The following is a 15,184-nucleotide window of genomic DNA, read 5'->3' on the forward strand; positions in this document are numbered from 1 at the left end:
TCTAATATGGACTCTCATGTACTCTTACTATAAAAATACAGATAGAGATGGTGTAATAGTCCTGTATGAATTAGATCAGGAATATTACTGCTTAAGAGCAATTTGTATCACGTCAACAATAATTTTAAATTCAGCTGTTATCGATGAACAATCTAATTTTTTTCTTCCAGAAGGAAGCTTTTCTGAAAATTTAGAACAATTATCTGTAACGACAAAAGAAGAGTTTTTAAACTTTTGGCATAAATCTACATTTCAATATTTAGAGGCATGGAATAGGTTAAAGACCAGATTTCAGATCAACCAATGCATTGATTCAGAAATCGTTTGTTTTTATCCCCAAGGAGTAATTGTAAAATTTGGAGAAAGTTTTTATGGTCTAGCGAACTATAAAGACTGCGAATCCATTTTAGGAACAGACAATATTTATCTTCAACAAAAAATTAAGCTTTATGTGCAAAACTTTGATGATGAAAACTTATGGATAAACTTCTCTGTAAACACCCAACATCAACTTGTGTAGAACCCCCTATCATTTTCTAGACATCTTACCAAAAAATGCGTATAACGCTGTTTTCGCTTCGCTAGGTAAAAATCGTGAAACTTGTACTCGCTCCAATGGAAGGTCTGACTGATCCGATCATGCGTGATGTGCTCACCCATGTTGGCAGTTTTGATTGGTGCGTGACCGAGTTTATCCGTATTACCGATAGCATTCAGCCCGATCATATCTACTACAGCTTTTGTCCAGAACTCAAAAATGGCGGCAAGACTGCGGCTGGCACCCCGGTACATGTTCAGTTTCTAGGTAACAATCCAGAGATGCTCGCAGCCAATGCAGCCAAAGTGGTTGAACTGGGTGCACCTGCAATTGACCTGAATTTTGGTTGTCCGGCCAAAACCGTAAACCGCCATCGTGGTGGCTCTGTATTACTGGATGAACCGGAAACCGTACATCTGTTGGTCAAAGCCGTTCGTGATGCCGTACCAGCACATATCCCTGTTTCAGCCAAAATGCGTTTGGGCTATCTTGATGAAAATCATACCTTAGACAATGCCCATGCCATTGAAGATGCAGGCGCCAGCTGGCTCACCGTACATGCACGCACCAAGGCAGATGGTTATACCCCGCCAGCCTACTGGGAAAAGATTCAACCGATTACCGAAGCATTAAAAATCAATGTCATTGCCAATGGTGAAATCTGGAACAATGCTCATGCCAAAGCTTGTCTGGAACAATCTCATTGCCAAGATTTAATGATTGGCCGCGGTGCGGTGACTACACCAGATTTAACCTTATGCATTCGTCAAGATATGGATCATGCGCTGCTGTCTTGGCAAGACTTGGTGGAACTGCAGCTACGCTTCTTGAGTGGTCAATACAAGACCGAAATTGGCATGGTCGGACGTTATAAGCAATGGTTAGGAATGATGACCAAAGCCTATCCTGAAGCCCAGCAACTGTGGACACACGTGAAGAAGATCAAACAGCTTGAAGATATCCTTCAGTATTTAAAACAGAGCTGAGGCTTGTACTTAAGATTTAAATAAAAAAAAGCGGGCTAAGCCGCTTTGGAAAACCCAAAAACACTTCATTACATGCCACTGACTTTCATTTTTAGATTTGTGATCGAAGCACCTGTCATGCCAATATTACCAATTGAAGCATTTGGTAAATTATTAAAAACCCCTGACTGTTGAGCTGCATTTGAACCTAACAGGACATTGTTTAGCTGTAAATCAAACTTGTCTGTTGTGCTGGCATTGCCAAAAATAAGCCCCCCCTTATCAGTCCCTTCAGGGCCATAAACTCCAGCATAAAAACCTTTAAGCCCAAAGGGATTACCATTATTTCCTGTCAATTTAAAATTAAAACTTGCGCCAACCGCCGGCGTTGCAGAGTTTCCTGATGTTGCATAATCAGATACCAGCATGATATTACAGCCATTTCCTGATCCACAAATGGACTCAATTGCGCCATCAAACATAATCATATGGCCTTGCGGTGCTGCACCCAGCTGGATATTCATACTCGGTTTATTCGCTGCAAAAACAATATCGATTCCTCCAACCCGCAACAGCTCTTTGACATCACTTTTCAGTAAGGTCCCTGCGGTAAAAATAGAGTTACGTGTATAGCTACTTCCATTTAAATTAGAAAGTGAACTTGATCCTGCGGTATAGATAGAGAAAGGTGAGATTCGAAGTCCTGTAATACTATTATCAAAAGTTAAACCAATATTAGCCAAAGCGCCCTTTGCTGAAACATTACCTTTATCCGTATCGATCGTTGCTTTTAAACCGAAAGTGGTCTCAGTACTACCATTCAATCCTGTTACTTTAACTGGACTGGCAACAGCTTGACCCGCTACGCCTGCAATTACCAGACCAGCACGTCCCGTATAGCCACCACTCGGTAGACCGTCATTATCAATGATTGCCAATTGATTAAACTGGACATTGGACTGTACGCCAATAGTCAAACCGTCTTGTCCAGTTGTTGCTGAAAGACTCTGATCATCCATCGGTTGCATCGCCATTGTTAATGGACTTAACAATACTAATGACAAACACGCTAGTTTCTTGTTTTTATTCATTGTCCTCATCCATAGACAAATGTTTAAAATATATACTACAGCTTAACATAACCGACTCGTTACACAATCAATTTATCATTTGATAGATAAGTAGAAGCATCTACTGTTACGCCATCAAATATCTTAGTTTCGAGGCATGATTGAAAATTGACTGGTTAAGCGTCCACCCGTAATTGCCATTTCACCTAAACGCTGAGCACCACCACTCGGCCCATAAAGGTTAATATCTCGAGTTCTAAAGACACCGTCAGTGGTACGATTCGGGTTAAAGGTCAGACCGGCATTAAAGCTTGCTACCCCTTCTCCTGAACTATCTCGACTGATCTTAATGGCGTTATTAAACGCAACATCACCCTGAATATTATCTAGGCCTAAAGTTGAACCATCCACAGGATCACTAATTTGTATCGTGTTATTGCTTGCTGCATTTAATTTAAGATCACCGACAATATTCAAGGCATTGCCTGTACCATCTCCTTTATATTCGTTATTTGGAATAAGAGATAGATTCATATCTCCTCCAATACGAAGTTTTAAACCAAATAGCACATCATTACTCAATGCAAAGTTATTATTAGGTGACACGCCACCTGTATAGGTTGCACCAGGTAAATAACCCGCAGCAACTTCTGCCGCCATCACGATGAGCATATCTTTAAGTGTTGCATTGAAACTGCCATTTTCAAGACCGAGGCTTCCCGTTCCTTTTAACAACATATCAATATTACGCAAGCCCATGTAATAGTTTCGAGCACCGTCAATTACCAGAATAGAAGTGGTTTTATTTCCTAAAGCCTTATAGGCGCTATCTCGATCTACACCTGTGGTACTGAGACCCAATGAAAAACCTAATCTCGGCGTTTCACCACTGTTTCCTACACTACGCTTCACACCATTTTTGTCAAAATAGAATGCCTCATTGGCATTCACTTTTGTACCATACATGGCCATATTGGCATTCAGGTTATAAAAAGGTAATGCTAGCCCCCAGTTATTATCCGTATGATTGGTAATTGCTGCATAACCACTTTCAGGATTACTGGTTGCACTATTAGTGAAACGTCCTCGTCGAGAAATTGCCTGAAACTCTGCGCCACGAATGGCCACAAGCAGACTATAAGGGTTTGTGGTTCCTGTTTGGGTATGCAGACTTTGTGTATAGTCCACATCTCGGGTTAAGAAACTGCCATTACCAAATTTAGAAGTTTGAAAAACATAGTTTGCTGGCAAATAGACTGAACGGGCATCCACCAGATTGAGATAGACATTACCCGTATCAAAGGAGCCTCGGGTGCCTAATTGCAAACCCGTTAAATTGCCGAATTCAAAACCATAGGTATTTAATCCTGCACCACCTATTTCTAAGGTTGTGGCCTTTCCATCACTCCCCAACATCGAGTCATTATCTTTGGTAAATTCAGCCTTCATACGGAATGCAACACCTGTTTTCCCCATGATGGCATTTCCGCCAGTGGTGCTGCCGAGGATATTGGTTCCCTCAGGATTGCCATAGCTGCCTCCATAAGCAGGATTTGCGGCATTACTTGCATTGATACCACGCAACTGTAGAGAACCGTTAATCATACGACCATTGGCTCCGACACGAATTAAACCTTTAGCCTTATTATCAGGACTGGCTTGCTGATTTAACGGTGTGTTGGTTGCATCCAGTGTATAAGGAGAAGCTGGATTTGCTTTTTTATTCAACAAAAACTCTAAATTTAATCCGGCATTGGTGGCTACGCCGCCATCTGCGTAGGTTCCAGCTGTAACATTGCCTGTATCTTTAACTCGGGTAAAATCGACATAACCATAATCAGTCGTCGGCGTCTGGGTCAGCGAAGCTTTGGCTGCATTTCCAGTAAGTAATGCATTATTGGTTTGTAGCTTGATCCCTTCAACAGAATCGACAAACATCACACCTTTACCTAAGAAGTTAAAATTTAGGTTTTTCAGCACCAGTTGATTCAACTCATTATTTGAAGTCTGACCCAAATAAATATTGGCATTTTTAAGACCTAACTCTAACGAAGCCTGGCTGCTTTTACTAAAAAGACCATCTGTCGTTTTAAACTTTAAATCTAATGGTGAAGTGGTCTGAATTGCTAAATTACCAATATCACTACTACATCTGTTGGTGTCACAAATCTGAAATGAATCAATGGTGATGAGAGATGGATTTGAGGAAAGTTCGATGTCCAATCCCGTTTTATTACCATTGCTTCCTGTATTTAGCTTATAGGTTGTTCCAAGCGGATTGCCTAAAGCATTTTGCTGAATATTAAAATTATTAGCGACTGCTTTTAAGGTCGTGCCCGCCGCATCAGAACTACCTCGGCCAGCATCATCTTGCCAAAAAAACTGGTCCACATGTATCTTGTCATAGGTGGTTTCAATATGGACACCATCTTGTCCATTCACACTACGTAGAGCACTATCATCCAATGCTTGTAATGCATAAGCAGAATGACTAATAAAAAATATACTTGCAGCTAAGGTATTGAGTGCAAAACCTATATTCCGACTATTTTCATTATTTTTTTTCATCGCTTCAATCCTTTGAAATTTAGATCCGATTAGCAACGCGGATGGCTTGCATCGCAAGAAAACATCATTACATTTCCTTGAATGGCCAAATTACCATTCATTTTTAACCCCATAAATCCCGTTTCTTTATTACGGTCATACACGGAAGGATGATCTGCAGCGTATGTCGGTGCTTTTAAATAGCCATAGCCACTTGCTGGCGGTGTAGTCGGATTATTCCCTTCGACCAATTTTCCATTACTATCATAGTAACTGGTAAAATCATCTTGCTCGATGGCAAGAGCATTAAAACCAAAATTTCGAATCAGGATTGGCTTAGTCGGATCAAAGCTTAATTGCATTGCAGGTTTAGTTCTTGCAACTCCACCGTCATCGTTGTAAATCAGGTCAACACCATCCAAACCTAACTTTTGCAGATCAATCGTGCCTTGTATCCCTTTAAAGACCAACCAGACTTTATTTGCTGGATTGGCTTGGGTCGGATCACTGACAGGCTGACTGCCATTTCGGACAAAACGTTTATTGACTGAAATCCCAAGATGACAAAAGGCTAAGTTTTCACACACACCACCCAGACCATTATCAAACTCATATTTTCCAGTGGTACTGTTATAAATCTGGTTTAATGATAGCTTGAGAGATAAATCCGCCCCTGCCTGACCTTCAACAGCCTGTAAAGCTTCATTATCCAGACTTTGTAATTCGGCATGCGTTAACGTTGTGGCTAATACAAGAAGTAAAGTTGTGATTTTTTTCATCGTATTACTCCTTTTAAAGTCCAGTTGTCGTAATTTTAAGATGCTGGATCAACACACCATCAATCACAGCCGAGCCCATGTTATTTAATGGTGAAAGTGCAGGTGCTGACACAGGTGTCGTTGGTACAATACTTTGTGGATTATTGGTATAGGTTGAACCTAAAAAATCTTTGAATCGCTGATTAGTTGTAGGATATGCCGAATTATTTGGATTCATCCAAATTGCGGGATTACCATTTGCTGTCCAGTCTCTATTATTACTGGTTGGGTAACCCGCTGATTCTGGACTACCTCTTGAAGGTAATGGTTTCCGATCAAATTTAATAAACCCATCCCATCCTTCAGAAGTCGAATCTGTTCCCGTTCCATTATAATAAACCCAGTCATACATAGTTTGACTATTACAAAATATATTACCCGTGCACCAAGTCCCTAAGCTACCGCTCTGTTGACGATACTTATACTGATATTCAGTATAAACCTTAGTCAGATCATTAGTTGTACTATTCAATTTACCAAAGGAAATACCAACTGCATCTATGCCTTTATAGGCTTGTAGCGTTTTACCACCATCATTACTATAAACACTACCGATACTAATACTACTGTGCGTTGCATTTGAACCCTGATAGGTTTTTCCACCCAAACTAATATTGGCGCCACATTGATAAACGTTACAGGTAGACCCTTTATAGCTGGTATCTGCGCCTGAGTAATCAGTATAAATTTGCTTATAAATACTTTCTTTATTCGGAATACGTGCCACTTCCAGACTAAAGTTCTTACCGTCTGAACCTAAAATGACGGGCTGATATAAATTACCTAACACGAGATTGGTATTTAAGTTATAAATAAAAATCCCTTCATTGGCATCAAAATTAGGTGCTTTACCACCTTGAATCGCAGGTGTAGCTAATCGATCAGTATCCGCAGTTTCTCTTGTGCTCAATCGTAAGACTTTATTATTTAGATTACTAGGCAACGTCCATGTAGTTCTGGTCTGTTGTGTCGTTTGTCTTTTTTGAATATAGAAGCTACATCCGGAGGTATTCCCACCGTAGTTTGGCGCTCCGCTACTATTATTACATGATGAACCTGAACCACTTGGCTTCGTCGGATCAAATGTGGCATTGCTTCCATCGTGAATCGTATTCCAAACAGAAGTTGTATTTTGTACAACCTCCTGATTTACACTTGCTTTAAAATCTGCTCCATCCCCGCTGTTTAAACGGAAAACACCAGCTAAACCCAATGTATTATTATAAAAAGGGCTAAGTCCACCGGTACTGCCCGCGCCATTTAAAGTCTGAAATATCTTTAAATTGCTGCCATTTAGGCTAAAACCATTCCAGATTCCCTGTAGACGTAAACGATTCGCACGATTCGGATCAATATCGGATCCAGTTCCAACTAAGCCAGCACTATTACCATATTGAAACTGATCACTTGCACCATTAGCTTTATTGGGATTACGAACAAAAGCATCAGCCCATAAACCTAATTTTAAATTATAAGCATCAGCACCGGCTGAATCAGCGCCTGTTTTAATTACAGTTGGAGCACCTGTACCTGTTGCATTATCATTATAATATTCATACAAAGGCGCTTCTAAAGCCATATAAGTGACTTGCCCTGTATCTGTATTCGGTGTACTACCGTCTGGCGTAAAGGTGGGAACATTGGCTTGCGACTGAACTTTTAAGATCCATGGATTAGTTGCTGTGCCCCAGCTACGAATCGCATTAATTGCGGTTCCAGCAGTATTTAACCCGACTCGTTCATTATGATTATCTGCACGTTCTGTATTTGAAGCTGAAAGCGCCAATCCATATAGAAATAAATCAGCTTTACCAACTGCGCGGTCTCCCGCATCTACACCACCACTTTTATTTGTGTCTGTTGTAGCTGTAGATAAAGGCCCAATGGGAACATAGTTAATATAACCCGTATCCAGTTCACGATTCAGTAAGTCTGCGCCTGTCGTCGTATTTTTTTCTCCCTGAAAAATCATATAGGTATTTTGAGGAAGTAGTGCGATGCCTTCACCTGTGGTTTGGCTTAAACCTTCATCAGAGAGTTCTTGTAATGCAAAAGCAGATTGACTGATACATAGTCCAATAAAACTTGCTAAAACAGTCTTTTGAAATGAATCCATATGGAGTATAGCCATCTTGACCTTCCTAATTAACCGATGCTCCGCACCTACGTTATATTTTTTCTTTCGTCCCTCTGAGTGATTTAAAAACTGCTTCCTAGCATCACTCAAGCTGTAGACAAATCATGTCTACCTCATCACAATTTATTATGCCGAATAATTACACAAATGCAAAACAAACTGGCTAAAAGTTACATTTTTCCGATAAGCGCATAAATAAAAAGCAGCCTGAGCTGCTTAAGTTTTTAAATAGGGACTTAGCAGAACTTTAAAGTACCGTAACAGTTCGGCGTGAATTTTTGAGTTGCTAATTCTAAATTCGTCAAAGCCATTTGTGGTCGTGTTGCATTGAATAAATTAACTGTTCCGACGGGAATATCGCCTCCAAATAAGCAATTTCCTGCAAGATTATTACCACATTGAATTCGCCCTTCATCCGTTTTTAAGAAATTACTTACTTGCCTAAATGCTTCATTGAGAGTGTCTTTAGGAATATCAACATTAAAAGTAGGTTGAATAAAACCGATATCAATTGGATTACTAAACTCTAACCACCAACCATTTTGAGATATAGATTTATTATTGGTCCATTGAATATTTTGAGACTGTAAAGACAGTGATGCTGCGGTACCGTTGAGATTTGCTTTATGGAAATATCCCAAATCTTCACTAATAGCAACATCAACCATCAAATTTTGAATAACCCCAGTTACATTTTTATTATTCAATGGCACGTCAATAAAGCCTAACGCTCTAGCGACTGCATCAATAGTACCAGTTAAAGCGATATCTCTAACCGCTGCTGTGGCCGTTAAATTCGCACTATTTATCCGTTTTCCTGTGATCTCCTGTTGTTTTAAAGTTAAATCACCTTTTAAAATATTACTACCACTCGCTTTATCACGAAGGTTTAAGTTATAAGCAGTTGTTGTAAATGGGATATTTCCCCTACCAAACAATGTACAACACACCTCGCCTGAAATAGCATTATATCCATCTGATTGTTTTAATGTTCCTTTTTCTGCCTCCCCTGAGACCAGGCTTGTACCAAAACCATTTACATTGGCAAGACCTGTTGTGGCCGCAATTTCCATATAACCACTGAGGGAATTAATCCCACTTTTCCCCGCGCCATTTTCCAGACCAAAGGTAATTAAACCTAAAGCCTTTTCTGCGCTTAAATTCAGTCCAACAATTTGACGCGTCGAAGCTTTATCCGGGTTTTTGATTGCAAATTCGATAAATGGATTGGTTAAAACTGCAGATGAACCCGCCCGAGCAGCACGATCAGCTGCACTATCAGTATTGGAAGTGGCAGAATTGCCTAGACCACTTAAGCTTAGATAATCAATATCAATATCACAACCCCCAGCTCCATTGACGCCACCACAACCCAACTGAAGTTTTTTAATGTTGACGTTGAGTTCCATTTCAGCTTCTAAACCGAGTTTATAAAAACCAATGGTGTTGTCTCCACCAAAACGCTTTGCTTCCTGATTGGCCGAATCAGTGGGTGAAATATAAGACAAACTCATCAATGCTTGCCCCGTCGTTGCAGACAGCTCACTATCGGTCATACTTTTCAAGGTATTTGGAACTGCATAGGCAACCGAATTTAAACCTAAACTGCCTAACAAAAGCATTGCTAGATGAAGTGACTTAAGCTGTCGCATAACCGACCTCCATGTATACCAATATCCATAACTCATTATTTTTATAACTTATTTACAAAATCACTCATTAGCTTATGCACCTAAGTTTCCTGTGATTTTGTACAAAAACAAATCAAACCTAATAGATTGTATCTTATTTTTTTTAAAATACTAGGTTCATTCGTCCGAACAATTTAGACGGTTAAAAGATAAATAATTTTTAAAGTCTACAGAGAAAAAACTCACCATATTTATGGTGAGTTTTTAAAAGATAATCAGGTCTTCGGCAATGTCACGCCAGTTTGACCTTGGTATTTACCACCACGATCTTTATATGAAGTTTCACATACTTCATCACTTTCAAAGAACAACATTTGTGCAACACCCTCACCTGCGTAAATACGTGCTGGCAAGTTGGTCGTATTCGAGAATTCCAGGGTAACGTGACCTTCCCACTCTGGCTCTAACGGCGTTACGTTTACAATAATGCCGCAACGTGCATAGGTTGATTTGCCAAGGCAAACAGTTAATACGTTGCGTGGAATACGGAAATATTCAATGGTACGTGCCAAGGCAAACGAGTTTGGTGGAATGATACACACATCAGACTCGATATCGATAAAGCTTTTATCATCAAAGTTCTTAGGGTCAACAATGGCTGAGTGGACATTGGTAAATACCTTGAACTCACGCGCACAACGGACATCATAGCCATAGCTCGATACCCCGTAAGAAATCAACTTTTCACCGTTTTTATCAAAACGAACTTGATTTTCCGCATAAGGTTCAATCATGCCGTGTTTTTCGCTCATTTCACGAATCCAACGATCAGATTTTATAGCCATGACTTTTTATCCAAAGACGAAGTTAATAATTGGCGAGTACTTTAACTTAAAATGCTATTAATGAAAACAACACCTCTCATGCGTTCGCTTCAATAGAGGTGGGAATGTTATAAATTGTTGAGTGCTGAATAGCTAATTGGAATCGCAAAGCTGACCAGCACCACACAGGCGGTACGTTGCAGTTTCGCTTGAGAGAGCCAGTTCACCTTCTTGCTTGCCACCATTGCACCGACTGAAATCCAAAATAAAGCAATCGGAAGAATTAAAGCCACAAATGTCCCCATATGTACCAAGTAAATATCCTGACTTTTCCAAGCAGCAGCAGGGAAAATAGCAGAAGCAAACAGTAAAGCCTTAGGATTGAGCAAGGTTGCGCAGAGGAGTTCTTTAGGGCGAATGGTCGGCTGATTTAAAACCACATCCTGATTCGCAGTCCGCCATAACTTGATGGCAAGAAAAATAATATAAGCCGCACTCAATAATTTCAAAAACGTCGGTAATAAAGGAAAAGTGGCCGATACTTTACCAATCAACATGCCCCAAGCCGTAATGGCAATAATATAGCCGACGGCTTCCGCCGGAATAAGCAGTAAAGATTTACGTAATCCGACCTGAATCCCTGAAGATGCAAGTAAGGTATTAGTTGGGCCTGGTGTCAGCAGAATGGTGATTACTAAACCAATAAAAAACCATGAAATCATTGAATGACCTCACTATGAGAGATTTTCAGATTAATCCAATTACTCAGCTATAGCAAAAAAATAACTGTAAGGACTTATGACGAAAATCTTTATAAGCTTTTATTTTATTTATGTTTTTAAAATTACAAGTAGTGCCAACTGCACAGTCACAGGCAGATGCCTGAGTATTTAAGATTCAAATTCTGGAGATGGCTTGATAAGTGTCCCCGCCACCCCCAGATAAATGGGGACATGATTTTAAGTTTTTGCTAAGTAATTAGTGTTATTTTATAAGCTGTTTCCCCTCCTATCTCTTATTCGCTCCACATGATTTATGCCTAAGCAATTTTTTCATAAGTGGCTACCTTCTTCGGAAAAAGTCGCTCGACTAAAATTTATGAAGATTTTTGGTGAACGCACCTTAAATCCACTGCTTTGGTATGTAAATCGCCGTTCTATTGCAAAAGCCATGTTTATTGGCACCTTCTGGGGCATTTTACCGGTTCCGTTTCATAGCGTGTTTATTATCCTGACCGTGCTACTGTTTGAAGTGAACTTGCCGATTGGATTATGCATGGCATGGTTAACCAATCCCTTTACGGTTGTACCGATTCTTTATTTAGGGTTCTGGTTCGGTAGCAAGATTTATCACGTCAATATGATCAATAAAGACATGTTGCTTGGTGTTCTGCATCAGATTCTAAACTGGATCAAAAATTTTGGGCATGGACATATTGATTTTAGCCTTGCCAAGATTCTGGTTTCAGGGCTGATGATTGAAGCAATTTTATTTGCGGTTTTATTTTATGCGGCGACACACTTACTCTGGCGTTGGAGTGTGATTCGAAGCTGGAGAAATCGTGAAAAAGGGAAAAAAGAAGAAACCATCTAAATGATTTCTTCTTAATAAAAATACTTATTTCGCTGCGGCTTTGGCCTTCATATATTGTTCTGCTACTTCAAGTGCATATTCCTGACATGCTTCACCTGTGGCAGGGTCATAGGCACCATTATTGGTAATGTTATTGGATAACACACGGATCCCCAAGAATGGCACATTGAATTGATGGGCAATCTGGGCCACTGAAACTGCTTCCATCTCTTCTACCGAAGTCCCATAAACCGTATGGAACTGCTTGATACGATCAAGCTCGTTATTCCAGGTATCTGCCGAACCAATCGTACCTTCCACCACTTGTCCTTTGCTGTAATTTGGTTTTGCCTTGTAAGCAGCAAGCAAGAGTTCTTTGTCACCTTCAAATTTACGGATCGCAATTGGCTCAGGTTTAGACTCATCATCAGGTAAGACATCAAAGGCTTCATTCCACTCTAAAGCATTTGAACCACCACCCAGAGGTTTATTGGGTGTTTTAAATGCACCGATATTGGTGGTGTATTTACCTAAAACAATATCAAAGACATGTAGGTCTGGATCATGACCACCGGCTGTGCCCTGATTGATAATCGCAATCGGTTTGTAATGTTGAATTGCAAGTGCAGTGGCAGCAGCAGAATTACTCATGCCCATACGCGTCTTGGAAATCACCACAGGATAACCTTTATAGGTGCCCTTCCAGAACTTCCATTCCCCAATCATTTCTACAGTCGCATTCTCTAACTGGGCAGCCATTTTTTCCGACTCGACAGGTAATGCCCCCTGAATCACGATCGGCTGGAGTTTCGCTTGTTCTTGAGGTTGAGTCGAATTTGAGTTGCTATCACCATTACATGCAGCTAAAAAAAGCGTCGTACATAGCGTGGCAATACCGATAAAAGATTTGAATTGCATCATTCACCTGTCTTAAAAAAGAAAGTCTATACAAAGCAAGTTATGTACCTACTTTGTTTTTAAAAGTAAGTTATGGAATGGTCTAGATCAAAAGTTGATTTCGATTAGAAAGCAAAAACCCAACATTTGCGTGTTGGGTTTTCGGTGGGCTTAGAAAATTCGTTTATCGTCTTTCTGGCGCTTTGGCAGCTTATCCATTTGTTGCAACACGGCCTGGGCAATATTGAGATAGCTTTCGGCGGCGGTATCCTTCGCGATTACACTTGGTGTGCCCTGATCGGCATGCTCACGGATTTTCGCATCTAAAGGTAAGCGTCCCAGTAATGGAATCTGGTATTGCGTTGACAATTGATCGCCACCGCCTGTACCAAAAATCTGTTCTTCGTGTCCGCAATTCGAGCAAATATGGGTCGACATATTTTCAATCACACCCAACACAGGAATATTCACTTTATTGAATAGCTCAATGCCTTTGGTCGCATCCATTAACGCCACATTTTGTGGGGTAGTGACAATCACCGCACCCGTGACCGGAATACGTTGTGCCAAGGTCAATTGAATATCGCCAGTTCCCGGTGGCATATCAATGACCAGTACATCCAGATCAGGCCATAAGGTCTGGTTAAATAACTGCATCAATGCACCGGTAGCTTTTGGTCCACGCCATGCCACAGGCGTATTGTGCTCACCGATTAAATGACCAATCGACAGTACGGCCATGCCATAGGCATCTAAAGGTACAAAGTGTTCATTTTCAATCAGTGGGGTTTTGCCGGCATTGTCCAACATGGTTGGAATACTTGGGCCATAGATATCGGCATCCAGCACACCTACTTTTAGGCCGAGCTGTTGTAGTGCAAGTGCAAGGTTTACTGTGGTGGTTGATTTACCCACACCGCCTTTACCTGATGACACCAGAATCACGTTTTGAATACGGGGATGAGCAGCAACATCGCGCTGTTGCGGTGCCGCTTTTTGAATCGGCGGATTATTAGGATCTGCTTCTGCCTGAGGTGAAGCATCCATCACAGGCGGTAAATTGCTATTTTCTGCTTTTGGTTTGGATGAGCAGCTGTGACCTGCCTCACCATGCGCCGCATGTTTTTGCTGAATAATATGTAGATTTAATTCCTGAATGCCACATTTTTCCAATGCTTCTGCAAGCTCATCATGAATCTGTTGCAAGTGATCTTTTTCTTGGGGAAAGGTATTGATGGTCAGCTGTAGAATGCGGCCTTGTACATTGACCTGACTAATCCGATCTTTGAGCGCATTTTCTGAATGCGGTAACACATAACTTTGTAGAACTGTTTGAATCTCGTCTTCCTTCACTTCTTGCGCTGGTGAAAAAACAGATTTTAAGGAAGAAAGCCACGACATTTTGTTTACTCCAAAAACAGATCAACATAGCATTGAGTTTGCTTAGTTTAGCAGTATTGAACAATTGACGCTCCTCTCAAAGCAGATAATTGCTCATTTTTTATAGCAACTTTTTTGCTTTAGATTTCTCTGCCCAACAATACACTTTTTTTGTCAGGAAAAGCTTAGATCGAACAACGCGAGACTGGATATTCAGTCTCATGTCGCCCAGATATTTTTAAATCCCTTTAAATAAAAAAATCCCCAAACATAGCATAGATATATTTGGGGAAGTCTTTCATCCTATTCGCAGAGTAAACGTATTAACCTTTGAATTTATTGATGGTATCCGTTGCGGCTTTCTTTAAATCATCCAGCTTGTGACTGGCCTGAGCTTTAAGATCGTCAAATTTTGCTGCAGCTTCATCTTTCAATTCAGCGGCTTTGGCTTTGGCATCATCCAGTTTATGGCTGGCTTCTTCTTTCAAGTGGTCAAATTTGTCTTGAACCGCATGCTGGGTATCTTCCAGTTTTGCTTTGATATCATCCACTTTGCTCGAAGCTGCTTCTTTACCTTCAGCATTTTTTTCAGAGACATCTTTCTTTAGATCATCGACGGCTTTTTCGCCTTTTAACTTCAGTTCTGCGGCAGAATGTTTTAAGTCATCAATTGCCTTTTCACCTTGTAGCTGAGTTTCTTTTGCTTTGTGTTTTAAGTCATCGCCCAATTCAGCGGCTTGGTTTTTTAATTCATCAAGTTTTTCATTTGTCATGGTATTTCCTCACTATAGGTAAAAAACATATT

The 15,184-nt window shown here is 40.5% G+C and carries 13 protein-coding genes; 3 read left to right on the forward strand and 10 right to left on the reverse strand.

Going from position 1 to position 15,184, the window contains the following annotated elements; all coding sequences use genetic code 11:
- Positions 1–16 precede the first annotated feature (16 nt).
- Together ACINWC323_RS09225 and ACINWC323_RS09220 are read left to right on the forward strand one after the other, a co-directional pair.
- Positions 17–520, forward strand: coding sequence for a hypothetical protein (locus ACINWC323_RS09225; protein WP_009512393.1), 504 nt, complete (start codon positions 17–19; stop codon positions 518–520).
- Between the two features lie 74 nt (positions 521–594).
- Positions 595–1,524: a tRNA dihydrouridine synthase gene (locus ACINWC323_RS09220; protein WP_032881492.1), complete on the forward strand. Its 930-nt coding sequence runs from the start codon at positions 595–597 to the stop codon at positions 1,522–1,524.
- A 68-nt stretch (positions 1,525–1,592) separates the two neighbouring features.
- On the opposite strand, the gene ACINWC323_RS09215 is transcribed toward ACINWC323_RS09220, so the two are convergent.
- From ACINWC323_RS09215 to ACINWC323_RS09185, 7 genes are all read right to left on the reverse strand, one after another.
- Positions 1,593–2,594, reverse strand: coding sequence for a DUF6160 family protein (locus ACINWC323_RS09215; RefSeq protein ID WP_032881493.1), 1,002 nt, complete (start codon positions 2,592–2,594; stop codon positions 1,593–1,595).
- A 123-nt stretch (positions 2,595–2,717) separates the two neighbouring features.
- Complete coding sequence (locus tag ACINWC323_RS09210) at positions 2,718–5,141, reverse strand: DUF6160 family protein (protein WP_009512276.1); 2,424 nt, start codon at positions 5,139–5,141, stop codon at positions 2,718–2,720.
- A gap of 29 nt (positions 5,142–5,170) precedes the next feature.
- Positions 5,171–5,899 carry a DUF6160 family protein gene (locus tag ACINWC323_RS09205; RefSeq protein WP_009512344.1) on the reverse strand — a complete coding sequence of 243 codons (729 nt, stop codon included), beginning with the start codon at positions 5,897–5,899 and terminating at the stop codon, positions 5,171–5,173.
- Between the two features lie 13 nt (positions 5,900–5,912).
- The gene (locus ACINWC323_RS09200; RefSeq protein WP_032881495.1) at positions 5,913–8,069 is read right to left on the reverse strand and encodes a hypothetical protein; all 2,157 of its coding nucleotides are present in this window, start codon (positions 8,067–8,069) and stop codon (positions 5,913–5,915) included.
- A gap of 242 nt (positions 8,070–8,311) precedes the next feature.
- Positions 8,312–9,727, reverse strand: coding sequence for a hypothetical protein (locus ACINWC323_RS09195; RefSeq protein WP_032881498.1), 1,416 nt, complete (start codon positions 9,725–9,727; stop codon positions 8,312–8,314).
- 254 nt (positions 9,728–9,981) lie between these two features.
- Positions 9,982–10,551 (reverse strand): dCTP deaminase, encoded by a 570-nt coding sequence (gene dcd / locus ACINWC323_RS09190; RefSeq protein ID WP_002120290.1) that lies wholly within the window; start codon positions 10,549–10,551, stop codon positions 9,982–9,984.
- 107 nt (positions 10,552–10,658) lie between these two features.
- Positions 10,659–11,252 carry a LysE family translocator gene (locus tag ACINWC323_RS09185; RefSeq protein ID WP_009512370.1) on the reverse strand — a complete coding sequence of 198 codons (594 nt, stop codon included), beginning with the start codon at positions 11,250–11,252 and terminating at the stop codon, positions 10,659–10,661.
- Between the two features lie 313 nt (positions 11,253–11,565).
- On the opposite strand from ACINWC323_RS09185, the gene ACINWC323_RS09180 reads away from it, so the two are divergent.
- Complete coding sequence (locus ACINWC323_RS09180; protein WP_032874814.1) at positions 11,566–12,123, forward strand: DUF2062 domain-containing protein; 558 nt, start codon at positions 11,566–11,568, stop codon at positions 12,121–12,123.
- A 24-nt stretch (positions 12,124–12,147) separates the two neighbouring features.
- Here ACINWC323_RS09180 and ACINWC323_RS09175 read toward each other — a convergent pair whose 3' ends face one another.
- The 3 genes from ACINWC323_RS09175 to ACINWC323_RS09165 form a co-directional block, all read right to left on the reverse strand.
- On the reverse strand, positions 12,148–13,023 hold the full coding sequence (locus tag ACINWC323_RS09175; protein WP_171062194.1) for a 5'-methylthioadenosine/S-adenosylhomocysteine nucleosidase: 876 nt from the start codon (positions 13,021–13,023) through the stop codon (positions 12,148–12,150).
- 147 nt (positions 13,024–13,170) lie between these two features.
- Complete coding sequence (apbC, locus tag ACINWC323_RS09170; RefSeq protein ID WP_009512278.1) at positions 13,171–14,400, reverse strand: iron-sulfur cluster carrier protein ApbC; 1,230 nt, start codon at positions 14,398–14,400, stop codon at positions 13,171–13,173.
- A 302-nt stretch (positions 14,401–14,702) separates the two neighbouring features.
- Complete coding sequence (locus ACINWC323_RS09165; protein ID WP_005228953.1) at positions 14,703–15,152, reverse strand: hypothetical protein; 450 nt, start codon at positions 15,150–15,152, stop codon at positions 14,703–14,705.
- Positions 15,153–15,184: the final 32 nt, after the last annotated feature.

Source organism: Acinetobacter sp. WC-323 (genome assembly GCF_000314615.1).
GTDB classification, from domain to species: domain Bacteria; phylum Pseudomonadota; class Gammaproteobacteria; order Pseudomonadales; family Moraxellaceae; genus Acinetobacter; species Acinetobacter courvalinii.

Coding starts and splice junctions, on each gene's coding strand:
- ACINWC323_RS09225 (WP_009512393.1), top strand. CDS start 17: ATGTACTCTTACTATAAAAATACAGATAGAGATGGTGTAATAGTCCTG.
- ACINWC323_RS09215 (WP_032881493.1), bottom strand. CDS start 2,594: ATGAATAAAAACAAGAAACTAGCGTGTTTGTCATTAGTATTGTTAAGT.
- ACINWC323_RS09210 (WP_009512276.1), bottom strand. CDS start 5,141: ATGAAAAAAAATAATGAAAATAGTCGGAATATAGGTTTTGCACTCAAT.
- ACINWC323_RS09205 (WP_009512344.1), bottom strand. CDS start 5,899: ATGAAAAAAATCACAACTTTACTTCTTGTATTAGCCACAACGTTAACG.
- ACINWC323_RS09200 (WP_032881495.1), bottom strand. CDS start 8,069: ATGGCTATACTCCATATGGATTCATTTCAAAAGACTGTTTTAGCAAGT.
- ACINWC323_RS09195 (WP_032881498.1), bottom strand. CDS start 9,727: ATGCGACAGCTTAAGTCACTTCATCTAGCAATGCTTTTGTTAGGCAGT.
- dcd (WP_002120290.1), bottom strand. CDS start 10,551: ATGGCTATAAAATCTGATCGTTGGATTCGTGAAATGAGCGAAAAACAC.
- ACINWC323_RS09185 (WP_009512370.1), bottom strand. CDS start 11,252: ATGATTTCATGGTTTTTTATTGGTTTAGTAATCACCATTCTGCTGACA.
- ACINWC323_RS09180 (WP_032874814.1), top strand. CDS start 11,566: ATGCCTAAGCAATTTTTTCATAAGTGGCTACCTTCTTCGGAAAAAGTC.
- ACINWC323_RS09175 (WP_171062194.1), bottom strand. CDS start 13,023: ATGATGCAATTCAAATCTTTTATCGGTATTGCCACGCTATGTACGACG.
- apbC (WP_009512278.1), bottom strand. CDS start 14,400: ATGTCGTGGCTTTCTTCCTTAAAATCTGTTTTTTCACCAGCGCAAGAA.
- ACINWC323_RS09165 (WP_005228953.1), bottom strand. CDS start 15,152: ATGACAAATGAAAAACTTGATGAATTAAAAAACCAAGCCGCTGAATTG.